Consider the following 22,302-nt stretch of genomic DNA (forward strand, 5'->3'; position numbering starts at 1 on the left):
CTATTTCCACCATCTCTATCACATTACGATCCATTTTTCCACGTTCCAGCATCCTTCTCACCACCTCCTCTATTTTACCTCATCTAAATGAAAAAGCCCAGCTTTTGCTGGACTTTTTCGACAGGCTGGGACTTTTTCGACAGGCTGAAGCCTGTATCCCACGGGATACAGGCTTTTTGTCTGTCAGGAGCGATGCTTGCTGAGGCGGATACATTCCATGGCATAGGACACTTGGAGTACCCCCCACAGCAGGATGACCACAAAAATGGGCAGCAGGCCCACGTCTGCTACATAATTGAGGAATACCAGCACCAGCCACAGAGCGGGGCAGACCATATTCATGATTTTATATGCATGAAAACATGCCTGGCCCATCTGGGCCCGCTCCAGTTCATCACAACTGTCCAGCCATTTTTTCTGAAAGTTGACATCATAGACGCTGCCCCGCTTTTCCGGGTTCATGCTCCGGGTTTGGTCCACCACCTTTTGCTGGAGCAAAATCAGTAGGATCATGGAAATCGGAAAGAAGATAACGCTTTGAATGGAACTATCATAGAGAAAGCTGGCGGCCAGAAAGAAGAAGTCAAACAGCATGGCCAGGGTGCTCATCAGCAAGGCGTAGCTCAGCTGTCCCTCCATGATCTGGTACTCCTCATCTGATTCCTGGTCCCAGGCGGCATAGCGCTTTTTGGCTGAGCGGTACAGGCAAAAACCGGGGATGAGCAGAGCGGCAGTACACACTGGAATAGCCCAGGGGGTGATGGTTCTCATCATTTGGTCCAGCCTGACCCAAATGGCATCCAGGGTGCCCAGATCCGCCGCCATGGCGGTAAAAAAGCCTGCAATGCCGCCCAGCACCCCGGCCACCAAAATCACCAGCAGGAAGCCGGGCAGAGATTTCCGATTGTCCCGTTTTACCGTGTCATTCATGATCTTTTTCCTCCTCATAGGTAAAGATGTCCTCCACGGTCACGCCGCAGAGTTTTGCCAGCTTGAGGGCCAAAGTCACTGAGGGGGAGTAGTCTCCCCGCTCGATCTGGCTGATGGTCTGGCGGGATACCCCCGCCATGCGGCCCATCTCCTGCTGATTCACCCCCAGCCGGGCCCGGTGTTCCTTGAGCCGGTTGTAGAGCGGCATGGTATCATCCTCCCTTGTTGACAATGATACAGGTCAAAATGACAACTTTAATTGTCATACATAGAATATCACTGACAAAGAAAGTTGTCAAGATGGAATGAGAAAGAGCGGCATGGGTGTCCATGCCGCTCAGATGAACAAGATTTACTTTTTGTCGGAGGAGGATTCAAAGACGGCCTTGGCGGAGGCGCACAGCCCCGCCAGTCCCTGAATTTCCGAGGGAATAATCAGCTTGGTGGCCTGACCGTTGGCGGCGGCCTGGAAGGCCTCCAGAGCCTTGATCTTCAGGACCTGGTCGGTGGGGCTGGCGTCGTTGAGCAGTTTGAGGGCCTCGGCAGTGGCCTGCTGGACCTTCAGAATGGCCTCGGCCTCGCCTTCGGCCTTCATGATGGCGGCCTGCTTGGCGGCGTCGGCCCGGAGGATCAGAGACTGCTTCTCGCCTTCAGCCACCAGGATCTGGCTCTGCTTCTGGCCCTCGGCCTGGAGGATGGATTCCCGGCGCTCCCGCTCGGCCTTCATCTGCTTCTCCATGGCGTCCTGGATCTCTCTGGGCGGGATGATGTTCTTCAGCTCCACCCGGTTGACCTTGATGCCCCAGGGGTCGGTGGCCTCGTCCAGAATGGCCCGCATCTTGGAGTTGATGATGTCCCGGCTGGTGAGGGACTGGTCCAGCTCCAAATCGCCGATGATGTTGCGCAGGGTGGTGGCGGTCAGATTCTCAATGGCGCTCATGGGATGCTCCACCCCGTAAGTATACAGCTTGGAGTCGGTGATCTGGAAGTAGAGCACTGTGTCGATCTGCATGGTCACGTTGTCCTTGGTGATAACGGGCTGAGGGGCAAAGTCCACCACCTGCTCCTTCAGGGAGACCACCTTGGCTACCCGCTCGATAAAGGGGATCTTGAAGTGGACGCCCACGCCCCAGACGGTGTGGAACGCGCCCATCCGCTCGATGACGTAGGCTCTGGACTGCTGGACAACCTTTAGGTTGGCGGCCAGCAGCACAATAATGAGCACGGCCAGGATAATGATGATAATGGGGATGACAGGGATATTCGGCATATTCCATTCCTCCTTATGTACAGACACACACAGATGGAGCTGCTCAGCTCTGTTCCGCCCGGGTCACAATGAGCTTGACCCCTTCGATCCGCAGGACCCGTACCAGAGTGCCTTTGGGGATGGGTTCCTCGGGGTCCGCGCGGGCGGTCCAGACGTTTCCGCTCACGGTGACCTGGCCCTGAGCGTTGCGGTTGTCAATGGCCTGGGTGACAACACCCTCGGCGCCCACCGCCCGGTCGGCGTTGGTGGCCACCTGTTTGGGGGTCACATAGCGCCGGGCCAGCGGCCGGATCACCAATAGGGTGGCCAGGGAGACCACCAAAAATACGGCGAACTGGATCCAAATGTTGTTCACAAAGAAGGATGTGATGAGCGCAGCCAGCGCGCCCAGCGCGAACCACAGGGATACCAGGGTCACCGTCGCGGCCTCCAGCACTGCCAGTGCCACCAGGGCAACCAGCCAGCAAATACTGGGTATGGGCATAGACAGACCTCCTTTCTTAACGCTATCCTAGCATACTTCTAGAAAAAAGGGAAGTGACATTCCGTTACAGTTTGCCAAGCGGGCGGAAATAGGGTATACTGGTGCCAATAAACTGACTGGAATAAGGAGCGAGACATGAGAGAGCTGGAATTGCTGATCCCCACCCTGTTCGGGCTGGAAGGGCTGTGTGCCGATGAGCTGCGGCGGCTGGGGCTGCCCCAGGTCAAGGCGGAGAATGGCCGGGTGTGCTGTAAGGCCCGGCCAGAGGATATTCCCCGGGTCAATCTGAACCTGCGCACCGGCGAGCGGGTGCTGCTGGTGGTGGGGCGGTATCATGCCGCCGACTTTGAGGCCCTTTTTGAGGGGGCCAAAGCCCTGCCCTGGGAGGACTTTATCCCCCGGGAGGGGGCCTTCCCTGTGAAAGGCCACTCCCTGAACTCCCAGCTCCACGCGGTGCCCGCCATCCAGGCGGTGCTGAAAAAGGCCCTGGCCGCCCGGCTGGGGGCCAAATACGGCATGGACACCCTGCCGGAAAGCGGCGCCCTCTATCAGGTCCAGTTTTCCATTATGGCCGATCAGGTCACCCTGATGCTGGATACCTCGGGGGCGGGGCTCCACAAGCGGGGCTATCGGGCGGTAGGGGTGGTGGCGCCCCTGCGGGAGACCTTGGCCGCCGCTATGGTGCTCCTCTCCCGCTATCGGGGCAGAGACCCCTTCTGTGACCCCTTCTGCGGCTCGGGCACCATCCCCATTGAGGCGGCCCTCATCGCCAAAAACCGGGCTCCCGGCCTGAACCGGGCCTTCTCCGCCCAGAAGTGGCGGTGGCTGGACAGCGGACTGTGGCTCCAGGCTGCCGACGAGGCCATGGACAAGGAGTTCCACGGGGATTACGACATCTGGGGGGGAGATATCGACCCCAAGGCGGTGGCCATCGCCCGGGATAATGCGGTAAAGGCCGACGTGGAGGACGTGGTACGTTTTGAAGTGGCCGACGCCGCCCGGTTCCACCAGGACGCCCCTGCCGGCCGGGTGGTGACCAATCCCCCCTACGGAGAGCGCATCCTGGAAAAGCGAGAGGCGGAAGAGCTTTACAGGGCCTTTGGCCGGGCGGTGCGTACCCTGCCGGAGGGGTGGCGGGTGAGTGTGCTCTCCTCCCACACCGAATTTGAACGGACCTTTGGCCGGACAGCGGAGAAAAAGCGAAAGCTGTACAACGGTATGCTGAAATGCGACCTATTTCAATATGGGATCAACAAAGGGAGGTAGCGGATGAGAAAGAAGCGGATGTACCGGGTGGCCGGCCTGTTGCTGGCCCTCTGCCTGCTGTTGGGGGGACAGGCCCTGGCGGCGCCCGTGGGAGCGGTGGTCTGGGGCTACAGCGAGGGACTGGCCCAGTGTGAGCTCAACGGCAAGTGGGGGTTTGTGGACGCCCAGAAAAAAGTGGTCATTCCGCTGCAATATGACAGCGTGGTCTCCTTTTCCCTGGGTGTGGCCGCCGTCAATCTGGACGGCAAGCTGGGGGTCATCCGGCAGGACGGCACCTATCTGATCCAGCCGGAATACGGCACGCTGCTGCCCCTGGACTGCGGGCTGTATGTGGTGCAGAAGGGGAGCCGCTGGGGTGTGGCCAGTATCCTGCCCTTTTCCGACGGACAGGGGGGAACCACCAATCTGCTTTATGATCTGGTCTATGACAGCGCCACCATCACCGAGCAGGGGGGGACCCGGGTGCTGACCCTGACCAAGGACGGGGTGGCCACCAAGATCCCGGTCTTTGAGCTGCCCAAAATTTTGGAGGAGAAGAGGGTGCCGTCCGCCCGCTTTTCTCTGACCCGGGGCAAGCTGCCCACCTTCCGGGACGTATCGCCCAAAGACTGGTTTGCGGTATGGGTGGATATCGCCTATAATGTGGGGCTGACTTCCGGCGTGGGCGGCAACCGGTATGGGCCCAGCCAGACCCTGACGGTGGCGGAGGTGCTCAAGCTGGCGGCCACCATGGAAAGCCGGTATAAAAACGACAGCTTTCACACCAGCAGTTCCACCGGACCCTATTGGTACTCCGGGGCGGTGAACTATTGCCTGGCCAGCGGCATCATCCGCAGCGGTACATTTGACTCCGGGGACTATGCCCGGCCGGCCACCCGACGGGAGATCGCTCAGATCTTCGCCGCCACCAGTCTGGCAAAGGAAATGAGCGATTTGAACAGCCTGACCCGGGTCAAGGCATCCATCCCAGATGTGACGTCCCACACACCGGGGGCGAGCTCCATTTACAGCCTCTATGCCAAGGGGGTGCTTGGCGGTGTGGACAGTAAGCTGACCTTTAAGCCAAACGGCACCGTGACCCGGGCGGAGGCGGCCGCCATTGTGTCCCGCATGGTGCGGGCCGAGCAGCGTCTGACCCTCTGGGGCGATTATGACGCCAGCGTACTGGTGGGATAGGCGCTTCTGACGGCCGAAACTGAGAAGAGAGAGGGGGGTGCCTGTGCGGCACCTGTTTATCATGAATCCCTATGCGGGGAAGTATGACCGCAGCCAGGAAATGCTGGAGAAGGTGCGCTTTACCATGGCGGGCCGCCGGGAGGAATGGGCGGCGGTCCGCACCAGCGGGCCGGGCCATGCCGCCCAGCTGGCGGAGGAGGCTGCCCGGCAGGGCGACCCTCTGCGGATCTACGCCTGCGGCGGGGACGGTACACTGAATGAGGTGGTCAACGGCGCGGCGGGCCACCCACAGGTGGCAGTGACCCACTGCCCCATCGGCTCAGGCAACGATTTTCTGCGGATGTTTGGCCAGGACGCGGGCCGGTTCCGGCAGCTGGACCAGCTGCTGGATACCCCCCAGACTGCCATGGACCTCATTGACTGCAACGGGCGGCAGTCTTTAAATGTGTGCTCGGTGGGGTTCGATGCCCGCATCGGCTTTGGGGCCGCCGACTTTAAAAAGCTTCCCCTGGTCAGTGGACAGGCAGCCTATCAGCTCTCTGCTCTGCGCACCATTATCCGGGGTATCCACCTGCCCTATCAGGTGGAGATCGATGGGAAGACCATGCCCGGCAGCCGGTTTACCTTGCTGTGCGCCTGTAACGGCCGGTATTATGGCGGAGGGTTCAACCCCAGCCCCGACGCCATGCCTGATGATGGCGTGCTGGATTTTATCGTAATTCCGGCGGTGTCCCGCTTTACCGTTCTGGCCCTCATCCAGAAGTTTGCCCAGGGCAAGATCGGAGAGATCCCCCAGGCCATCCTGCGGCGGGGTAAGGTAATGAAGGTATGGTGCGACCGGCCTACCGCCGTGAATGTGGACGGCGAGCGGGTGGAGGGAGAGGCGCTCTCCATTGGCCTGTCGGACAAAAAGGTACAGTTTTTCTATCCCGTTGGGGCCTCCTGGGGGTGTGCGCAGCCCAAGGAGTCTTGCAAACACCCGGCGGGCATGGTAAAATAAAGATGAAAAAGATGACAGTTCCACCACCCTGGAAAGGAGGGCTTTATGTACAGAGTTGTTAAGTGGACGATGCTGGTTCTGTGTATCCTCTACCTCCCGGCAATCTTCCTGGTGCCGTTCCTGGGTTTCCTGCGTACCGATCTTTTGTCCTGGATTCTGTATGTGGCCTTTGTGCTGATGACCGTCTTTGTCTGGGGCATCAACGGCAAGGCCAACCGTACGGTGGGCCAGGGCATGGATCTGCGGGAGAAGAACGAGGATATCAAAGTGACCCAGGAGGTCCTGCGTTCCAGAGGCTATTGGAGCCAAATGTAAGCGATTTGTTAGCACTCCTCCCGTGAGTTTGTGAACAGAAATTGAATTTTTTGAAAATCAACCCCCTTTTTTCAAAAAAGGGGGTTGATTTTTTGGGCGGAGAGGGGTATTATCTTACACGTGGTTAGCACTCCGACAAAATGAGTGCTAACCCTCTGAATTGGTTAATAAGAAAAAATATAGTCATACATGTAAGGAGGAACCCATTATGAAACTCAAGCCTCTTGCCGACCGTGTGGTCATCAAGCTGGTCGAGGCCGAAGAAAAGACCAAGAGCGGCATCATCCTCACCGGCTCCGCCAAGGAGAAGCCCGAGGTGGCTCAGGTCATCGAGGTGGGCCCCGGCGGCCTGGTGGACGGCAAGGAAGTCACCATGACTGTGAAGGTGGGCGACAAGGTCATCACCAGCAAGTACTCCGGCACTGAGGTGAAGATCGACGGCGAGGAGTACACCATCGTCCGTCAGTCCGATATTCTCGCTATCGTTGAGTAATAGGGTGTCCTGTGCAGGCGCATGTCCTGTTTCGGACAGATTTCGAATTTAATTCCGCTGAGGCGGAATTTGTATGGAGGTAATTTCGTTATGGCTAAGATCATTTGCTACGGTGAGGAAGCCCGTCACGCGCTGGAGCGGGGCGTCAATCAGCTGGCTGACACCGTGAAGATCACCATGGGCCCCAAGGGCCGCAACGTGGTGCTGGATAAGAAGTTCGGCGCTCCCCTCATCACCAACGACGGCGTGACCATCGCCAAGGAGATCGAGCTGGATGATCCCTTTGAGAACATGGGCGCTCAGCTGGTGAAGGAAGTCTCCACCAAGACCAACGATGTGGCCGGCGACGGCACCACCACCGCCACCCTGCTGGCTCAGGCCATCATCCGCGAGGGCCTGAAGAACCTGGCCGCCGGCGCCAACCCCATGGTCATGAAGAAGGGCATTGCCAAGGCCACCGCCACCGCTGTGGAGGCCATCAAGGCCAACTCCAAGAAGGTCAACGGCTCCGACGACATCGCCCGTGTCGGCACCGTGTCCTCCGGCGACGAGACCGTGGGCAAGCTGATTGCCGAGGCCATGGAGAAGGTTTCCAACGACGGCGTCATCACTGTGGAGGAGTCCAAGACCGCCGAGACCTACAGCGAGGTCGTGGAAGGCATGCAGTTTGACCGGGGCTACATCACCCCCTATATGGTCACCGATACCGAGAAGATGGAGGCTGTTCTGGACGACGCCCTCATCCTCATCACCGATAAGAAGATCTCCAACATCCAGGAGCTGCTGCCTATCCTGGAGCAGGTGGTGCAGTCCGGCAAGAAGCTGCTGGTCATCGCCGAGGACGTGGAGGGCGAGGCTCTGTCCACCCTCATCGTCAACAAGCTGCGCGGCACCCTGAACGTGGTGTGCGTCAAGGCCCCCGGCTTCGGCGACCGCCGCAAGGAGATGCTGGAGGATATCGCTGTGCTGACCGGCGGCACCGTCATCACCGCCGACATGGGCTATGAGCTGAAGGAAGCCACTATGGATATGCTGGGCAAGGCCCGCCAGGTGAAGGTCTCCAAGGAGAACACCATCATCGTGGACGGCGCCGGCAGCTCCGAGGCCATCAAGAACCGCACCAACCAGATCCGCAGCCAGATCGAGACCACCACTTCCGACTACGACCGGGAGAAGCTGCAGGAGCGCCTGGCCAAGATGGCCGGCGGCGTGGCTATCATCCGCGTGGGCGCTGCCACCGAGGTGGAGATGAAGGAGAAGAAGCTGCGCATCGAGGACGCTCTGAACGCCACCCGCGCCGCTGTTGAGGAAGGCATCGTGGCCGGCGGCGGCACCGCTTATGTGAACGCCGTTTCCGCTGTGGAGAAGCTGCTGGACGAGACCGAGGGCGACGAGAAGACCGGCGTGCGCATCATTGCCAAGGCTCTGACCGAGCCCATGCGCCAGATTGCCACCAACGCCGGCATCGATGGCTCCGTGGTGCTGGAGAACGTGAAGAAGGCCGACAAGGTGGGCTATGGCTTCGACGCCTACAACGAGACCTATGTGGACATGATCTCCGCCGGTATCGTGGACCCCACCAAGGTGACCCGTTCCGCTCTGGAGAACGCCGCTTCCATCGCTGCTACCCTGCTGACCACCGAGTCCCTGGTGGCCGACAAGAAGGAGCCCGCTCCCGCGGCTCCCGCCGCTCCCGACATGGGCGGCATGTACTAAGAGATTGCCAGACTTTTGGGCCCTCGGAACAATGTTCCGGGGGCCCTTCTTTTTATCCCTTTTTCTAGGCAAAACGGACAACCTCCCTGCATAAGCATAAAGGACGAGGGGGTCGAGGCCATGGAGCGCAACCGAAAGCGGGAGGGCCTGCTGGAAAAGACGGCGGAGGTGCTGGATCTGCCCGGGGACGTGGTGGCGGGCCTGCCCCGGCTGGAGCTCACCGGCAGCCGGGAGCTGCGGATGGAAAACCACAAGGGCATTCTGGCTTACGGCAGTCAGGAGATCCATATCTCGGGCGGTAAGCTGATTATTAAGGTACGGGGCAGCGATTTGGAGCTGAAGGCCATGAACGCCAGCCAGCTGCTCATCACCGGCGACATCGCCGGGATCGAACTGACCTGAAAAGGGGGCGGGGAAATGCTGCAACGGCTGGTAAACGCACTGCGGGGGAACGTGCGCCTGGAGGTGGAAGGGGCGTTTCCCGAGCGATTTCTCAACCTGTGCGCCCAGCGGGGTATCCTCTTTTGGAATGTGGAGTGGCTGGAGGATACCCGCCTGCGGCTCACCGTCACCCGCCGGGGCAGCCGCCAGGCCACCCCCTTGGGAGAACGGGTGCTCTGTAGCGTCACCCCGGCGGCCCAGGCGGGGATGCCCTACTTCCTGGCCCGGTTCCGCAGGCGGTACGCCTTTTGGGTAGGGCTGTCCCTCTCTCTGGCGGCGGTGTGTGTCCTCTCCTCCTTTATCCTTACTATTGAGGTAAAGGGCAACACCACCGTGTCCACCGCCCAGATCCTCACAGAGCTGCGGCGGCAGGGGCTGAGTATTGGAACCTACGGCCCCAGCTTGGACGAGCGGACGGTGGGCAACAAGACCCTGCTCCAGCTGCCCCAGCTATCCTGGATCTCCATCAACCTGTACGGTACCCGAGCGGAGGTGCTGGTACGGGAGGCGGTGGAGGCCCCCGAGGTGGTGGACGCCAGCGATTACGGCAGCGTGGTGGCCCGTGCGTCCGGGATCATTACCAAGGTGGAAGCCCTCACTGGCGAGGCGCTGGTCAAGGTGGGAGACACGGTGCTGGAGGGGGAGACCCTGATCTCAGGTACCGTCCGTCTGGAGGGACCGGCCTACAGCGAGAACCCGGAGATCGGGAGAATCCAGGTACGGGCTTCCGGCCGGGTGTATGCCCGTACCTGGCGTACCCTCACCGCCCAGCTGCCTCTGGAGGCCCAGGTCAAGCGGTACACCGGGGAGGAGAGCACCCGGTGGTCCCTGACTGTTTTGGGCCGGCGGGCTGATTTTTTTGGAAGGGGTGGAATTTCTTTTGACAGGTATGATAAAATAAGCCGTACCTGGACCCTGACCTTACCCGGCGGCCGGGAGATGCCCCTGGCCCTGAACCGGGAGACCTGCCGGGCCTATGAGACCGAGACTTTGGCTGTGGAGCAGTCGGCGGCGGAGGCCATGCTGAAGGAGCGCCTGCTGGAGGCGCTGGAGGAGACGGTGGGGGAGGGCGAAATTGTCGGCACCGACTATACTGTGGAAACGGCGGACGGGATGCTGAAAATCACCCTCCAGGCGGAGTGCCGGGAAGAGATCGGGCGGTTTGTGCCCGACGCTACTACACAAGAAAATGAGGCCGATCCATGATAGAACAGACCATCAACATCGAGCGGATGGAGGATGTCGTAGACGTCTTCGGCTCTTTTGACGAAAATATCAAGCTGGTGGAGCATGAGCTGGGGGTCACGGTGGTGAGCCGGGACGACCAGCTGAAGATCTCCGGCGAGGCGGAAAATGTGATGTATGCCGTCAAGGCGGTGGAGGGCCTGCTGGGCCTGGCGGCCCGGAAGGAGAGCATCACTGAGCAGAACGTCCGCTACATCATCAATCTGGTGAAGGCGGGCAACGAGTCCCACATCAACGACATTGCCCGGGACGTTTTGTGCGTCACCGCCAAGGGTAAACCTATCAAGGCCAAGACCCTGGGCCAGAAGCGGTATGTGGACGCCATCAAGAAAAATACCATTACTTTGGGCATCGGCCCGGCGGGCACCGGCAAGACCTATCTTGCGGTGGCCGCCGCTGTGGCCGCGTTTCGGGACAAGCAGGTCAACCGCATCATCCTGACCCGGCCCGCCGTGGAGGCGGGAGAGCGGCTGGGCTTTCTGCCCGGCGACCTGCAAAGCAAGGTAGACCCCTACCTGCGTCCCCTGTACGACGCCCTCTTTGAGATGCTGGGGGCGGAGACGTACCAGAAATATGTGGAGCGGGGCAACATTGAGGTGGCCCCCCTGGCCTATATGAGAGGCCGCACGCTGGACGACTCCTTCATCATTCTGGACGAGGCACAGAACACCAGCCGGGAGCAGATGAAGATGTTTTTGACCCGGCTGGGCTTCGGCTCCAAGATCGTCATCACCGGAGATATCACCCAGATCGACCTGCCCCGGGACACGGTGTCCGGCCTGAAGGAGGCCATGCGGGTGCTGGACGGGGTGGAGGATATCGCCATCTGCAAGCTGAACGAATCCGACGTGGTGCGCCATGTCATTGTCCAGCGGATCATCAAGGCTTATGAGGCCGATGAAAACCGCCGGGCCAGAAAAGAGAACCGTGAGGTGCGGAAGTGACCACCTTTTCCTGGTACGGCTATACGGTAGAGGTGGACGAGCAGGCCACCCGGGACTGGTACGCCCAAGCGGAAGATTGGGGCTGCACCTGCGGCCATTGCCGCAATTTCCTGGCTTTGGCCCGGGAGAGAAAACTCCCGGAGGAACTGCTGGCTATTTTGGACAGGCTGTCCATCCCGCCGGAGAAGTGTACCGAGCTCAGCGAACTGTACGATAAGGACGGGAAGCTGCTTTATGACCTCCACTACCGGGTGGCGGGGCGGCTGGCGGCCCAGCCCCCGGAGGACGGCCCCCGTTCAGAGAACGGGCTGTGGTGCGGGGATCAGAATTTTTATCCCTATGGGGCAAAGGATTTTCCCGAGCCCTGTTTTGACGTGGGCTGGACACCCTGGCTGCCCTGGGTGCTGGACGAGCCGATCAATGGGCCGGAGGAGGAAGAACCATGAACCACGAAATCATCATCGAGACCGAGGTAGACGGGGCGGAAGAATATGCCGACCTGCTGCGGCAGGTGATTCCCGCCGCCCTGGCGGCGGAGCATGTGGAGACAGCCTGTGAAGTGGATGTGCTTTTTACCGATGACCAGGGCATCCACCAGATCAACCTGGAGCAGCGGGAGGTGGACCGGCCCACCGACGTGCTCTCCTTCCCCATGTTTGACCTTCAGCCGGGGGAGCACCCCGGGGAGGAGGACGCCGACCCGGGCACCGGGCTGGTGCCGCTGGGGGATATGGTGATCTCTCTGGAGCGGGCCCAGGCCCAGGGAGAGGAGTACGGCCACGGCACCCGCCGGGAGGTGGCCTATCTGGCGGTCCACTCGGTACTCCACCTGCTGGGGTATGACCACATGGACGACGGCCCTATGAAGGCCCAGATGCGGGAACGGGAGGAGACCATTCTGGGAGAGCTGGGGATCACCCGGGAGGAGCAGAATGGGTAACGTTGGGCGGTATGCTGCCGCTGGCGGGGCCATCTCCATCGGCGTCTGTGTCCTGCTGTGCATGGTGTTGGGCAGTTTTATGGAAAATGCCCTGACCCTTGTGGCCTGCGGGGTGCTCTTCGCCCTGCCGGGCATTGTGATCGGCTGCACATGGGGGCTCTATGAGGCTCTGAAAGGGAAACAAAACCACTCAGAAACGAGAAAATAATGCTCAAGAAAGTTGAGGATCACCTATGGAAATCAAAAAATCCGGTATGATATCAATCGTGGGACGGCCCAACGTGGGTAAGTCCACTCTGACCAACGCCCTGGTGGGCGAGAAAATTGCCATCGTCTCCAACAAGCCCCAGACCACCCGCAACCGCATCAGCGCCGTGGTCAACCGGGGGGAGTGTCAATATGTCTTTCTGGACACCCCTGGCCTCCATAAGGCCCGCACCCGGCTGGGAGACTACATGGTGAAGGTGGTCAAGGAGAGCGTGGCCGACGTGGACGCCATCCTGCTGCTGGTGGAGCCCATTCCCCACATTGGCGGCCCGGAGGCTGAATTGATTGCCCGCATCAAGCAGCTGGGGGTACCCTCCATCCTGGTTATCAACAAGATGGACACGGTGGAGAAGGAGGCTCTGCTGGCGGTGATGCAGACCTATGGCCAGGCCCACGACTTTAACGCCATCCTGCCTATCTCGGCCAAGGAGCACGAGGGGGTGGACGAGCTGTTGGACCTGCTGGCGGAATTTCTGCCGGAAGGCCCCCAGCTGTTCCCCGACGATATGGTCACCGACCAGCCTGAGCGGCAGGTGTGCGCCGAGATCATCCGGGAAAAGCTGCTGCTTTGCCTGGACAAGGAGATCCCCCACGGCACCGCCGTGGAGATCACCCGGTTTTCCGAGCGGGACAATGAGATCATCGACCTGGACGCCACCATCTACTGCGAAAAGGCCAGCCACAAGGGCATTATCATCGGCAAGGGAGGCGCCATGCTGAAAAAGATCTCCACCCTGGCCCGCACCGACATCGAGGCCTTTATGGGCACCAAGGTGTTTCTGCAAACCTGGGTCAAGGTGAAAGAGGGCTGGCGGGATAACCTGAATCTGATCCACAATTTCGGCTATCGGGACGAGTAAAATGCACATTGCCACACAGGGCCTGGTGCTGCGGGAGGTTAACTATAAAGAGTCGGACAAGATCCTCACCGTGCTCACCGCCGAGGGGGGCAAGCGCACCGTGAAGGCCAAAGGCTGCCGGAAGAAAAACAGCCCCCTGGCCGCTGCCGCCCAGCTGCTGGTGTACTCCGACATGACCCTCTTCGCCTACAAGGACCGCATCACCCTTAACGAGGCCGAGTCCATCCGCCAGTTCTGGCATCTGAAATCCGATGTGGAGCTGCTGGCCCTGGGCTCCTACTTTGCCGAGGTAATGGAGGTGATCTCGGTGGAGGGGCGGCCCGACCCGGCTGCCATGTCCCTGATTTTGAACTCCCTTCACGCCCTGGACAAGCTGAATAAGCCACAGGCCCTGGTGAAGGCGGTCTATGAGATGAAGCTCATGTGCCTGGAGGGCTATGAACCCCTGGCCGACGCCTGCGCCGTATGCGGCAGGGCTGACCCGGAAGGACCCATGCTCAGTCTGGCGGAGGGTGTGCTCCACTGTGCCGCCTGCAAAAAAGAGGTAGGAGAGGGGATGTCTCTGCCTTTGACCGAGGGCGCTTTGTCTGCCCTGCGGCACATTATCTACGGCGACCCCAAGCGGCTGTTTTCCTTTGCGTTGGACGAAAAGGGGCTGGACTGCCTGGCCCGGGCATGTGAGGGCTTCCTGCGTACCCAGATGGACCGGGGCTTCCGAACCCTGGATTTTTATCAACAACTGAAAGCGGGGATGTAACATGATCCTGTATGTAGCCGATGCCTTTACCACTGTGCGCTTTTCCGGCAACCAAGCGGGGGTGGCCCTGCTGGGAGAGGGCGATTTCCCGGCGGAGGAACTGATGCGGGCCCTGGCCGGAGAGCTGAAACACTCCGAAACTGCTTTTGTTCGCAAAACCGGGGAAAAATCCTTCCATATCCGCTATTTCACCCCTGCTGAGGAGGTAGATCTGTGCGGCCACGCCACCATCGCCGCCTTTACCGTCCTGCGGGACACCGGGGCCATCGAACCGGGAGACTATGCGCTCCACACCCGCTCCGGGGATCTGGAGATCGGGGTGGGAGCGGATGCTGTCTGGATGGATATGGCCTCCCCCACTGACGGCCGGATCTTCTCGGAGGAGGAGCAGCGGGAGCTGTATGCCGCCTACGGCCTTACCCTGGCGGACCGGCCGGAGGGGCTGGAGCCCCAGGCGGTGAGCACCGGACTGCTGGACATTTTGCTGCCGGTGAAGGATTTAGAGACGCTGGACAAGGCCGTGCAGAATGAGGGAGAGGTCACCCGCCTGTCGGAGCACTACGGCGTGGTGGGGGTCCATATGTTCTGCCCACATACCCCCAACGCCGCCGCCCACTGCCGCAACTTTGCCCCTCTGTATGCCATCCCCGAAGAGGCGGCCACCGGCACCTCCAACGGAGCCCTGACCTATTACCTTTACCGCCGGGGGCTGATCCGGGCCGGGGCGGAAAACCGCTTTGTCCAGGGAGAGAAGATGGGCAAGCCCTCGGAGATTCTGAGCCGCATTACCGAAGAAAACGGCGGCGTCAAGGTCCGGGTGGGGGGAAGGGCCTTGCTTACCTTGCAGTGTCAGCTGTTGGGGTAACGATGGGCCTCTGGGCCTTATGAAACGAATTTAACGATTTGGAGAACCTACATGACCGATTTATTTGAAAAATCCATGCAAACATTGGAGTTGCCCCGGGTGCTGGAAAAGCTGGCCGAGCAGGCGGTGACCGAGGAGGGAAAGGACCGCTGCCGGGCTCTGCGTCCCCTCACCGACGCCGATGACGTACAGCGGGTCCTGGACGAGACCACCGCCGCGGTGAACATGACCGCTCTGCGGGGCTCTCCATCCTTCTCCGGCGTGCGGCCGGTGGGGGCCTCCCTCCAGCGGGCCAACATGGGGGGCGCGCTCAACACCCGGGAGCTGCTGGACATCGCCGCCGTGCTGCGGGCAGCCCGCTCCGCCAAGGAGTACGGCGAGGGGGAGGGGGACCAGTCCAAGACCTGCATCGACCACCTGTTTCGCTCCTTGACCGCCAACTGGTTTCTGGAGGAAAAGATCACCGGGGCCATTGTAGGCGAGGACGAGATCGCCGACGCGGCCAGCCCGGAGCTGGCCTCCATCCGGCGGCACATCCGGGCCACCGCCTCCAAGGTACGGGACATCCTCAACCGGCTCATCTCCTCCAACCAGTCCAAATACCTCCAGGAGTCCATCATCACCCAGCGCAATGACCGCTATGTGGTGCCGGTGAAGTCGGAGCACAAAAACGACGTGCCCGGCCTGGTCCATGACGTGTCCTCCTCCGGCTCCACCTTCTTCATCGAGCCCATGGGGGTGGTGAAGGCCAACAATGAGCTGAAGGAGCTCCAGTCCAAGGAGGAAAAGGAGATCGAGCGCATCCTGGCGGAGCTGTCCGCCGAGTGCGCCCAGTACAAGGAGGACATCAGCCAGGACTATGATCTGCTGGTCATTCTGGACGTGATCTTCGCCCGGGCCCGGCTGGCCTACCGGATGCGGGGAGCGGCTCCCCGGCTGTCGGAGGAGGGGCTCTATCTGCGCAAAGCCCGCCACCCCCTGCTGGACCCCAACAAGGCGGTGGCCAACGACCTGATGCTGGGGGAGAACTTTGACACCCTGGTCATCACCGGCCCCAACACCGGCGGTAAGACGGTGACCCTCAAGACCATCGGCCTGCTGACCCTGATGGCCCAGTGCGGCCTCCACATCCCCGTGGGAGACGGCAGCTGTGTAAAAGTGTTTAGCCGGGTGCTGTCCGATATCGGGGACGAGCAGTCCATTGCCCAGAACTTATCCACATTTTCCTCCCACATGGTGAATATCGTGGGGATTTTGAAAGAGGCGGATGAACACACCCTCATTCTCTTTGATGAGCTGGGGGCGGGTACCGACCCCATCGAGGGCGCCGCTCTGGCCGCCGCCATTATTGAGAGTGCCCGGGATATGGGGGCCCTGGTGGCTGCCACCACCCACTATGCCGAGTTGAAGGTGTACGCCATGACCACCCCCGGGGTGGAAAATGCCTCCTGCGAGTTTGATGTGGACTCTCTGGCCCCCACCTACCGGCTGCTTATCGGTATTCCCGGCAAGTCCAACGCCTTTGCCATCTCCGAGCGGCTGGGGTTGCCCAAGGCCATCATTCAGAAGGCCGCCGCCCGCATTGACGCGGAAAACGTCCGGTTTGAGGATGTGCTCACCCAGTTGGACGAGCAGCGCCAGGAGATGGAGCGGGAGAAGGAGGCCGCCGCCAAGCTGCGCCGGGAGATGGAGGAGTCCTCCAAGACGGTACGGGAGTACCGGGCCAGGATGGAGGCCGAGCGGGCCAAAGCGGTGGAGAAGGCCCAGGCGGAGGCCCGAGCCATTCTGGACGAGGCCAGAGACACCGCCGACCAGGTGTTCAAGGAGCTCAACGAAATGCGCCGCCGCCAGCGGAAGGAAGAGGACTGGCAGCGTATCAACGACGAGCGGGCGGGCCTGCGCCACCGGCTCAACGAGGCTGAGGACAAGCTGGGCCAGCGGCCGGAGGAGCCCGCGCCGCCCCCCACCCGTCCCGCCCAAAAGGGAGACACGGTGGAGCTGGTGAAAATGGGCACCCAGGCCACGGTGCTGGCTGTGAACAAGGATGGCTCTCTCCAGCTCCAGGCGGGTATCCTGAAGATCAACGCCAAGCAGGAGGAGGTCCGGGTGGTAGAGGGCGAGAGCGTCAAGTCCGCCAAGAAGGTGGTGGCCCGGGCTGAGCACAAGCTGCGGGCTCTGGGAGCCTCTCCCGAGGTGGACCTGCGGGGCATGATGACCGACGAGGCCATCGGGGCCCTGGACCTGTTTCTGGACAACGCGGTGCTGGGCAAGCTCAACGAGGTGCGCATCATCCACGGCAAGGGCACCGGCGCGGTGCGCAAGGCGGTGCGGGAGCACCTCAAGCGCAGCCGCTATGTGAAATCCTTCCGCCCCGGCCGCTACGGCGAAGGCGAAGACGGCGTGACCATCGCCGAGCTGAGATAACGGAAAACATACAGGGTTGGCTGGAAATGAGCCGCGGCCTATTGGTCATTCAAAACAGATTCTTCCGTGGATTTTGTGCATTTTGTCATTGACGGTTTGGGATAAATTTGCTATCCTATTATACGAAGTATGCGAATGCATCTTGGGGGGAAACGCTATGTATATGAAAGAGGCAGTTGTGAACAACCAGGTCGGCCTGCACGCCAGACCGGCTACGTTCTTCATCCAGAAGGCCAATGAGTTCAAGAGCTCCATTTGGGTGGAGAAGGACGAGCGGAGAGTCAACGCCAAGAGTCTGCTGGGTGTGCTTTCTCTGGGAATCGTCAAGGGGACTTCCATCAACCTCATTGCAGACGGCCCCGACGAGAAGGAAGCCGTTGAGGCACTCATCGAGTTGATCTCTTCCAATTTCTCCGAGTAAGCGACCAAAGCGAGAGAAAAAAGCGCCGCGTCAGCGGCGCTTTTTTTGACCTGTGGGGCTCGGCAGTAAGGAGGGCATATTGCTGATCTATGACTTTTGACGAATTGAAAGAAAAAGCCCATGCCCCATCCCCCCAAAAGCGGAGGACGCTTTTGGGGACCCCCCAGGGGATGATTTGACATCCTCGGCGGAAGTGAATTCCGCCTGCGGCGAGGTTTGGCCAGTGGCCAAATGCTCGGACGGCGTAAACGCCGGGTCGCTGGCGCTCCCAGCGGCAGGGCATGACAGACTCCAGCAAAAGGAGGGCATATTGCTGATTTATGACTTTTGACGAATTAAAAGAAAAAGCTCATGCCCTGCCGCTGAAGCCGGGCGTATACATCATGCAGGACGCCAAAAATGTGGTCATCTATGTGGGTAAGGCCAAGGCCCTGAAAAACCGGGTGAGCCAGTATTTTGCCAACCTGGCCTCCCATACCGAAAAGACCCGGGCCATGGTGAGCCAGATCGACCACTTCGACGTTATCGTGGCCGACTCGGAGTTTGAGGCCCTGGTACTGGAAAACTCCCTCATCAAGCGCCACCAGCCCCGGTACAACATCCTGCTGAAGGACGGCAAGGGCTATCCCTACATCCGCTTGACGGTGAAGGAGGAATACCCCCAATTTTCCCTGGCAGGCAAGGCGGCGGAGGACGGGGCCCGGTACTTTGGCCCTTACGGCAGCCGGGGCAATACTCAGAATATCATTGACGCGCTGCGGATCGCCCTCAAGCTGCCCTCCTGCAACAAAAAGTTCCCCCGGGATATCGGCAAGGAGCGGCCCTGTCTCAACTACCACATGGGCCAGTGTGACGGTTACTGCCGGAAGGAAATGGACCAGAGCCGCTACCGGGAGGCCATCGACCAGGCAGTCCGCCTGCTGGAAGGCAAGTTTCAGGAGGTGGGGGACGAGCTGAAAGCCGAGATGGAGCTGGCTGCGGAGGAGCTGCGCTTTGAAAAGGCCGCAGAGCTGCGGGACCGGTACCGGGCCATTGAGCTGCTGGGCAAGCGGCAGAAGGTGGTGGCTGGCTCTCTGGCCGACACCGATGTGGTGGGCTTTCACAAGGGAGAGACCACCAAGAGCTGCTTTGTGGCCCTCCACTTTGTGGAGGGAGAGCTGGCCGCCAAGGACTGGGACCTGATCGACACCCCCATGGAGGAGGACACGGCGGACATCCTCTCCGCCCTGGTACGGCAGTACTACGGCGGCCGGGGGAATCTGCCCCGCCAGATCTTGCTGCCCTGCGAGCTGGAGGACCGGGTGCCGTTGATGCGGCTGTTCTCTGAGGCGGCGGGGCGGCGGGTGGAGCTGGTGACCCCCCAGCGGGGAGCCAAGATGGACCTGATCCGCCTGGCCAACAAAAACGCGATAGAAGAAGTGGAGCGCTGGACCACCCGGGAAGAGCGGCAGAGCAAGCTGATGGAGCTGCTGGGCCGGATGCTGGACCTGGAAAGCCCGCCCCGGCGGATGGAGTCCTATGATATCTCCAACCAAGGGGCCGACGACATTGTGGCCTCCATGGTGGTGTATGTAAACGGTAAGCCCCTGAAGCGGGACTACCGCCATTTCAAGCTCAAGGACATGGACGGCCCCGACGACTACGCCTCCATGGAGCAGGTGCTCCGGCGGCGGTTCAAGCGCTACCTGGATGGGGACGAGAAATTTGGGGACAAGCCCGACCTGCTGCTCATTGACGGCGGACAAAACCATGCTAAGGTGGCGGCGGGAGTGCTGGAAGAGCTGGGACTGTCCATTCCCATCTTCGGTATGGTGAAGGATGACCGCCACCGCACCCGGGCCCTGGTGACGCCCGAGGGGAAGGAGATCGGCATTCAGGCAAACCAGGCGGTCTTTTCCCTCATCGGCCAGATCCAGGAGGAGACCCACCGCTTTGCCATCGAGTTCCACCGCCAGCAGCAGAACCAGCGGGTGAAGGGCTCGGTGCTGGACAAGATCCCCGGCGTGGGGGAGAAGCGGCGAAGCCAGCTGCTCAAGCACTTCAAGAGCGTAAAGAAGATCCAGGCCGCCACCCAGGCCCAGCTGGCTGAGGTGGTGGACAGACGCACCGCCCAGGCGGTCTACGACTATTTTCATCAGAAGGGGGACCAACCCACATGCGAGTCATCACCGGAATCGCCCGGGGCCGGAAGCTGAAGGAGCTGCCCGGCCTGGAGACCCGGCCCACCACCGATAAGGTGAAGGAGTCGGTGTTTAACATCGTTCAGTTTGATATCGAGGGCCGGCGGGTGCTGGACCTGTTTGCCGGCACCGGCCAGATGGGTATCGAGGCCCTGTCCCAGGGGGCGGCCTTCTGCACCTTTGTGGATCTGCGGAAGGAGGCCGCCGCTGTGGTGCGGGAGAATCTGGCCCATACCAGACTGGCCGACAACGCCCGTGTGATCCAGGGGGATTACCTGGCCTTTTTGACCGGCTGCCGGGAAAAATTTGACCTGGTATTTCTGGACCCGCCCTACAACACCGGCATGCTGGAGAAGGCCCTTGAGACCATCGCCAAGATTGACATTATGACGGAGAATGGTATAATAGTCTGCGAAAGCCCCGCCGAAGCGGCGCTGCCGGAGCTGGAAGCCCCCTATGTCCGGGGGCGGGAGTACCGCTACGGCAAGATCAAACTCACCCTTTATCATCGCGCCAGCGGCAACAGGATGTGAAGCCTCTATGAAGACTGCGATCTACCCCGGCAGCTTTGACCCCATCACGCTGGGGCATCTCAACATCATCAAGCGGGCGGCTGTTTGCTTTGACCGGCTGATCGTCTGCGTGCTGGTGAACTCGGAAAAGGTAAACCGGGGGCTCTTTACCCCGGAGGAGCGCACAGAGCTGATCCGCAAGGTGGTGGCCAAGCTGCCCAACGTGGAGGTGGACTGTTCAGCCACCCTGCTGGCGGAGTATGCCCGGCAGAAGAAGGCGTGTACCTTGGTGAAGGGCCTGCGGGCGGTATCTGACTACGAAAATGAGCTGCAAATGGCCCTCATTAACCGGAAACTCAATCCCAGGCTGGAGACCATGTTTCTGCCCTCCAGCGCCAAATACACCTACGTCAGTTCCAGTGTGGTCAAGGAAATGGCCCGCTATGGGGCGGACCTGTCGGACTTTGTCCCCCGTGAGATCATTGAGGACATCCGGCAAAAAATCGAAAGCGGGAGGGATCGCTGATGGCTACCGGTGTGGAAGAACTGCTGGATATGCTCTATGAGATGATCGAAGACGCCAAGAATATGCCCCTGAGCAGCGATAAGTGTATTTTGGAGCGGGATAAGGCGCTGGACCTGCTGGACGAGATCCGGGGACAGTTTCCCATGGAGCTGAGCGAGGCCAAAAAGCTCATTGCGGCCCGCACAGAATATATCAACTCCGCCAAGCGGGAGGGCGAGCTCATCCGCAAGCAGGCGGAGGATCAGGCCCGCCAGATGGTATCGGAAAACGAGCTGCTGGCCCAGACCAAGCAGAAGGCCAACGAGATGATGCGTACCGCCGAGGAGCGCAGCCGGGATCTGCGCAAGGCGGCCAACGACTACTGTGAAGACGCCCTCCGCCGCACCGAGGAGGCGGTGGCCGAGGCTTATGACGAGATCAAGAAGTCCCGCGCCCGGTTCCGGGCAGTGGCCGGCGGCGGCTCCATTCCGGGAGGACGTCAGCCCTATGACGCCGCGGTGGACGAATAAAAAGAGAACTGAGACAGGAAACAGCAAAGGCCTCCGCTGCGTACGGCGGAGGCCTCAGCCATTTACTTCGGTATATTTACATAATACAATAAAAGGGTAACTTTTTTTGCGCCTTACTCCCGGGTAAGGCGTTTTTTAGCGCCGATCAGAAACGAAAAAGAATCGAACATATGTTTTTGGTGCAAAAAACAACGAATTTTGCGGTAAAATAAGGGAGTTTTGCAGTTAAAAAAGAGAAAAAACTATTGCAATTCTGTTACATAACATTTATACTGAAGAAGTCAGTGGAGCGAAATGGGGGAAATACCCACTCCAATTCACTGTGATGGAGGGAAGTGAATGGCGTGACCGGTACCTACGAGCACAGCATCGATGGGAAGGGTCGCCTGTTCATTCCAGCCAAACTCCGGGAGGAGCTGGGGGCTACGTTTTATCTGGCCGTGGGCGTGGACGCCTGCCTGGCCATCTATCCCCAATCCACCTGGGACAAGTTTACAGAAAAATTTTCCTCTCTCCCTATGAGCCAGTCCAAGGTCATGCGTCCGCTGTTTGCCAACGCCGCCAAGTGCGAGCTGGACAGCCAGGGCCGTATCGTCATCCCACAGAAGCTGCGCAAGTATGCCGGACTGGAGAAAGAAGTGGTCATTATCGGCGTCAATGACCGGGCTGAGATCTGGAGCGCAGCGGCCTGGCAGGCCCAGGAGGAGGAAGAAATGACGCCGGAGAAGATGTCCGCCTGTATGGAGATGCTGGGGTTCTGA

General features: G+C 60.3%; 27 protein-coding genes. 23 read left to right on the forward strand and 4 right to left on the reverse strand.

Annotation, left to right across the window (positions count from 1 at the left end; genetic code table 11):
- Positions 1 to 203: hypothetical protein (locus tag Q0J75_RS04615; protein ID WP_297197347.1), on the forward strand; the 203-nt coding region annotated here is incomplete at its 5' end.
- Here Q0J75_RS04615 and Q0J75_RS04620 read toward each other — a convergent pair.
- From Q0J75_RS04620 to Q0J75_RS04635, 4 genes are all read right to left on the reverse strand, one after another.
- On the reverse strand, positions 184 to 930 hold the full coding sequence (locus tag Q0J75_RS04620) for a DUF3169 family protein (protein WP_297197350.1): 747 nt from the start codon (positions 928 to 930) through the stop codon (positions 184 to 186). The genes Q0J75_RS04615 and Q0J75_RS04620 overlap by 20 nt on opposite strands.
- Positions 923 to 1,138, reverse strand: coding sequence for a helix-turn-helix transcriptional regulator (locus Q0J75_RS04625; protein WP_297197352.1), 216 nt, complete (start codon positions 1,136 to 1,138; stop codon positions 923 to 925). Before Q0J75_RS04625 ends, Q0J75_RS04620 begins: the two co-directional genes overlap by 8 nt.
- 144 nt (positions 1,139 to 1,282) lie before the next feature.
- Positions 1,283 to 2,200, reverse strand: coding sequence for an SPFH domain-containing protein (locus Q0J75_RS04630; protein WP_297197356.1), 918 nt, complete (start codon positions 2,198 to 2,200; stop codon positions 1,283 to 1,285).
- Positions 2,201 to 2,243: 43 nt separating this feature from the next.
- Complete coding sequence (locus Q0J75_RS04635; RefSeq protein ID WP_297197359.1) at positions 2,244 to 2,684, reverse strand: NfeD family protein; 441 nt, start codon at positions 2,682 to 2,684, stop codon at positions 2,244 to 2,246.
- 135 nt (positions 2,685 to 2,819) lie between these two features.
- On the opposite strand from Q0J75_RS04635, the gene Q0J75_RS04640 reads away from it, so the two are divergent.
- From Q0J75_RS04640 to mraZ, 22 genes are all read left to right on the forward strand, one after another.
- Positions 2,820 to 3,950, forward strand: coding sequence for a THUMP domain-containing class I SAM-dependent RNA methyltransferase (locus tag Q0J75_RS04640; RefSeq protein ID WP_297197362.1), 1,131 nt, complete (start codon positions 2,820 to 2,822; stop codon positions 3,948 to 3,950).
- A 3-nt stretch (positions 3,951 to 3,953) separates the two neighbouring features.
- Positions 3,954 to 5,126 carry a WG repeat-containing protein gene (locus Q0J75_RS04645; protein ID WP_297197364.1) on the forward strand — a complete coding sequence of 391 codons (1,173 nt, stop codon included), beginning with the start codon at positions 3,954 to 3,956 and terminating at the stop codon, positions 5,124 to 5,126.
- A gap of 43 nt (positions 5,127 to 5,169) precedes the next feature.
- A complete protein-coding gene (locus Q0J75_RS04650) occupies positions 5,170 to 6,126 on the forward strand; it encodes a diacylglycerol/lipid kinase family protein (RefSeq protein WP_297197367.1) in 957 nt (318 codons plus the stop codon).
- 45 nt (positions 6,127 to 6,171) lie between these two features.
- Positions 6,172 to 6,441 (forward strand): hypothetical protein, encoded by a 270-nt coding sequence (locus tag Q0J75_RS04655; RefSeq protein ID WP_297197370.1) that lies wholly within the window; start codon positions 6,172 to 6,174, stop codon positions 6,439 to 6,441.
- Positions 6,442 to 6,649: 208 nt separating this feature from the next.
- Positions 6,650 to 6,934: a co-chaperone GroES gene (locus Q0J75_RS04660; protein ID WP_297197372.1), complete on the forward strand. Its 285-nt coding sequence runs from the start codon at positions 6,650 to 6,652 to the stop codon at positions 6,932 to 6,934.
- A gap of 90 nt (positions 6,935 to 7,024) precedes the next feature.
- A complete protein-coding gene (groL, locus tag Q0J75_RS04665; protein ID WP_297197375.1) occupies positions 7,025 to 8,650 on the forward strand; it encodes a chaperonin GroEL in 1,626 nt (541 codons plus the stop codon).
- A 120-nt stretch (positions 8,651 to 8,770) separates the two neighbouring features.
- Positions 8,771 to 9,052 (forward strand): YabP/YqfC family sporulation protein, encoded by a 282-nt coding sequence (locus tag Q0J75_RS04670; protein ID WP_297197378.1) that lies wholly within the window; start codon positions 8,771 to 8,773, stop codon positions 9,050 to 9,052.
- A gap of 15 nt (positions 9,053 to 9,067) precedes the next feature.
- On the forward strand, positions 9,068 to 10,297 hold the full coding sequence (locus Q0J75_RS04675; RefSeq protein ID WP_297197381.1) for a sporulation protein YqfD: 1,230 nt from the start codon (positions 9,068 to 9,070) through the stop codon (positions 10,295 to 10,297).
- Entirely contained in the window at positions 10,294 to 11,280 is a 987-nt protein-coding gene (locus Q0J75_RS04680; protein ID WP_297197383.1) for a PhoH family protein, read from the forward strand. Before Q0J75_RS04675 ends, Q0J75_RS04680 begins: the two co-directional genes overlap by 4 nt.
- Positions 11,277 to 11,726: a hypothetical protein gene (locus Q0J75_RS04685; RefSeq protein WP_297197386.1), complete on the forward strand. Its 450-nt coding sequence runs from the start codon at positions 11,277 to 11,279 to the stop codon at positions 11,724 to 11,726. The genes Q0J75_RS04680 and Q0J75_RS04685 overlap by 4 nt, the downstream gene beginning before the upstream one ends.
- Positions 11,723 to 12,220, forward strand: a complete 498-nt coding sequence (gene ybeY, locus Q0J75_RS04690) for an rRNA maturation RNase YbeY (protein WP_297197389.1) — start codon at positions 11,723 to 11,725, stop codon at positions 12,218 to 12,220. The genes Q0J75_RS04685 and ybeY overlap by 4 nt, the downstream gene beginning before the upstream one ends.
- Entirely contained in the window at positions 12,213 to 12,428 is a 216-nt protein-coding gene (locus Q0J75_RS04695) for a hypothetical protein (RefSeq protein WP_297197392.1), read from the forward strand. The genes ybeY and Q0J75_RS04695 overlap by 8 nt, the downstream gene beginning before the upstream one ends.
- 25 nt (positions 12,429 to 12,453) lie before the next feature.
- Positions 12,454 to 13,347 carry a GTPase Era gene (era, locus tag Q0J75_RS04700; protein ID WP_297197395.1) on the forward strand — a complete coding sequence of 298 codons (894 nt, stop codon included), beginning with the start codon at positions 12,454 to 12,456 and terminating at the stop codon, positions 13,345 to 13,347.
- Between the two features lies 1 nt (position 13,348).
- Entirely contained in the window at positions 13,349 to 14,104 is a 756-nt protein-coding gene (gene recO, locus Q0J75_RS04705; protein ID WP_297197398.1) for a DNA repair protein RecO, read from the forward strand.
- Between the two features lies 1 nt (position 14,105).
- On the forward strand, positions 14,106 to 14,969 hold the full coding sequence (locus Q0J75_RS04710) for a PhzF family phenazine biosynthesis protein (RefSeq protein WP_297197401.1): 864 nt from the start codon (positions 14,106 to 14,108) through the stop codon (positions 14,967 to 14,969).
- A gap of 51 nt (positions 14,970 to 15,020) precedes the next feature.
- Positions 15,021 to 17,393 carry an endonuclease MutS2 gene (locus tag Q0J75_RS04715; RefSeq protein ID WP_297197404.1) on the forward strand — a complete coding sequence of 791 codons (2,373 nt, stop codon included), beginning with the start codon at positions 15,021 to 15,023 and terminating at the stop codon, positions 17,391 to 17,393.
- Between the two features lie 157 nt (positions 17,394 to 17,550).
- Positions 17,551 to 17,814: an HPr family phosphocarrier protein gene (locus Q0J75_RS04720; RefSeq protein ID WP_007495691.1), complete on the forward strand. Its 264-nt coding sequence runs from the start codon at positions 17,551 to 17,553 to the stop codon at positions 17,812 to 17,814.
- Positions 17,815 to 18,134: 320 nt separating this feature from the next.
- On the forward strand, positions 18,135 to 20,009 hold the full coding sequence (gene uvrC, locus Q0J75_RS04725) for an excinuclease ABC subunit UvrC (RefSeq protein ID WP_297197408.1): 1,875 nt from the start codon (positions 18,135 to 18,137) through the stop codon (positions 20,007 to 20,009).
- Positions 19,970 to 20,527: a 16S rRNA (guanine(966)-N(2))-methyltransferase RsmD gene (rsmD, locus tag Q0J75_RS04730; RefSeq protein ID WP_297197411.1), complete on the forward strand. Its 558-nt coding sequence runs from the start codon at positions 19,970 to 19,972 to the stop codon at positions 20,525 to 20,527. The genes uvrC and rsmD overlap by 40 nt, the downstream gene beginning before the upstream one ends.
- A 7-nt stretch (positions 20,528 to 20,534) precedes the next feature.
- Positions 20,535 to 21,032: a pantetheine-phosphate adenylyltransferase gene (gene coaD / locus Q0J75_RS04735; RefSeq protein WP_297197414.1), complete on the forward strand. Its 498-nt coding sequence runs from the start codon at positions 20,535 to 20,537 to the stop codon at positions 21,030 to 21,032.
- Positions 21,032 to 21,541 carry a hypothetical protein gene (locus tag Q0J75_RS04740; protein WP_297197418.1) on the forward strand — a complete coding sequence of 170 codons (510 nt, stop codon included), beginning with the start codon at positions 21,032 to 21,034 and terminating at the stop codon, positions 21,539 to 21,541. Before coaD ends, Q0J75_RS04740 begins: the two co-directional genes overlap by 1 nt.
- Before the next feature lie 344 nt (positions 21,542 to 21,885).
- Complete coding sequence (gene mraZ, locus Q0J75_RS04745) at positions 21,886 to 22,302, forward strand: division/cell wall cluster transcriptional repressor MraZ (protein ID WP_297197422.1); 417 nt, start codon at positions 21,886 to 21,888, stop codon at positions 22,300 to 22,302.

This window comes from uncultured Flavonifractor sp. (assembly GCF_944385615.1).
Classification (GTDB): domain Bacteria; phylum Bacillota; class Clostridia; order Oscillospirales; family Oscillospiraceae; genus Flavonifractor.

Excerpts from the sequence above, each read along its gene's own strand:
- Q0J75_RS04660 (WP_297197372.1), top strand. The coding sequence starts at position 6,650 with ATGAAACTCAAGCCTCTTGCCGACCGTGTGGTCATCAAGCTGGTCGAG.
- Q0J75_RS04710 (WP_297197401.1), top strand. The coding sequence starts at position 14,106 with ATGATCCTGTATGTAGCCGATGCCTTTACCACTGTGCGCTTTTCCGGC.
- Q0J75_RS04680 (WP_297197383.1), top strand. The coding sequence starts at position 10,294 with ATGATAGAACAGACCATCAACATCGAGCGGATGGAGGATGTCGTAGAC.
- Q0J75_RS04740 (WP_297197418.1), top strand. The coding sequence starts at position 21,032 with ATGGCTACCGGTGTGGAAGAACTGCTGGATATGCTCTATGAGATGATC.
- Q0J75_RS04635 (WP_297197359.1), bottom strand. The coding sequence starts at position 2,684 with ATGCCCATACCCAGTATTTGCTGGCTGGTTGCCCTGGTGGCACTGGCA.
- recO (WP_297197398.1), top strand. The coding sequence starts at position 13,349 with ATGCACATTGCCACACAGGGCCTGGTGCTGCGGGAGGTTAACTATAAA.
- rsmD (WP_297197411.1), top strand. The coding sequence starts at position 19,970 with ATGCGAGTCATCACCGGAATCGCCCGGGGCCGGAAGCTGAAGGAGCTG.
- ybeY (WP_297197389.1), top strand. The coding sequence starts at position 11,723 with ATGAACCACGAAATCATCATCGAGACCGAGGTAGACGGGGCGGAAGAA.
- Q0J75_RS04630 (WP_297197356.1), bottom strand. The coding sequence starts at position 2,200 with ATGCCGAATATCCCTGTCATCCCCATTATCATCATTATCCTGGCCGTG.
- Q0J75_RS04645 (WP_297197364.1), top strand. The coding sequence starts at position 3,954 with ATGAGAAAGAAGCGGATGTACCGGGTGGCCGGCCTGTTGCTGGCCCTC.
- Q0J75_RS04640 (WP_297197362.1), top strand. The coding sequence starts at position 2,820 with ATGAGAGAGCTGGAATTGCTGATCCCCACCCTGTTCGGGCTGGAAGGG.
- Q0J75_RS04625 (WP_297197352.1), bottom strand. The coding sequence starts at position 1,138 with ATGCCGCTCTACAACCGGCTCAAGGAACACCGGGCCCGGCTGGGGGTG.
- uvrC (WP_297197408.1), top strand. The coding sequence starts at position 18,135 with ATGACTTTTGACGAATTAAAAGAAAAAGCTCATGCCCTGCCGCTGAAG.
- groL (WP_297197375.1), top strand. The coding sequence starts at position 7,025 with ATGGCTAAGATCATTTGCTACGGTGAGGAAGCCCGTCACGCGCTGGAG.
- Q0J75_RS04695 (WP_297197392.1), top strand. The coding sequence starts at position 12,213 with ATGGGTAACGTTGGGCGGTATGCTGCCGCTGGCGGGGCCATCTCCATC.
- Q0J75_RS04720 (WP_007495691.1), top strand. The coding sequence starts at position 17,551 with ATGTATATGAAAGAGGCAGTTGTGAACAACCAGGTCGGCCTGCACGCC.
- coaD (WP_297197414.1), top strand. The coding sequence starts at position 20,535 with ATGAAGACTGCGATCTACCCCGGCAGCTTTGACCCCATCACGCTGGGG.
- Q0J75_RS04675 (WP_297197381.1), top strand. The coding sequence starts at position 9,068 with ATGCTGCAACGGCTGGTAAACGCACTGCGGGGGAACGTGCGCCTGGAG.
- Q0J75_RS04715 (WP_297197404.1), top strand. The coding sequence starts at position 15,021 with ATGACCGATTTATTTGAAAAATCCATGCAAACATTGGAGTTGCCCCGG.
- Q0J75_RS04620 (WP_297197350.1), bottom strand. The coding sequence starts at position 930 with ATGAATGACACGGTAAAACGGGACAATCGGAAATCTCTGCCCGGCTTC.
- Q0J75_RS04655 (WP_297197370.1), top strand. The coding sequence starts at position 6,172 with ATGTACAGAGTTGTTAAGTGGACGATGCTGGTTCTGTGTATCCTCTAC.
- Q0J75_RS04670 (WP_297197378.1), top strand. The coding sequence starts at position 8,771 with ATGGAGCGCAACCGAAAGCGGGAGGGCCTGCTGGAAAAGACGGCGGAG.
- era (WP_297197395.1), top strand. The coding sequence starts at position 12,454 with ATGGAAATCAAAAAATCCGGTATGATATCAATCGTGGGACGGCCCAAC.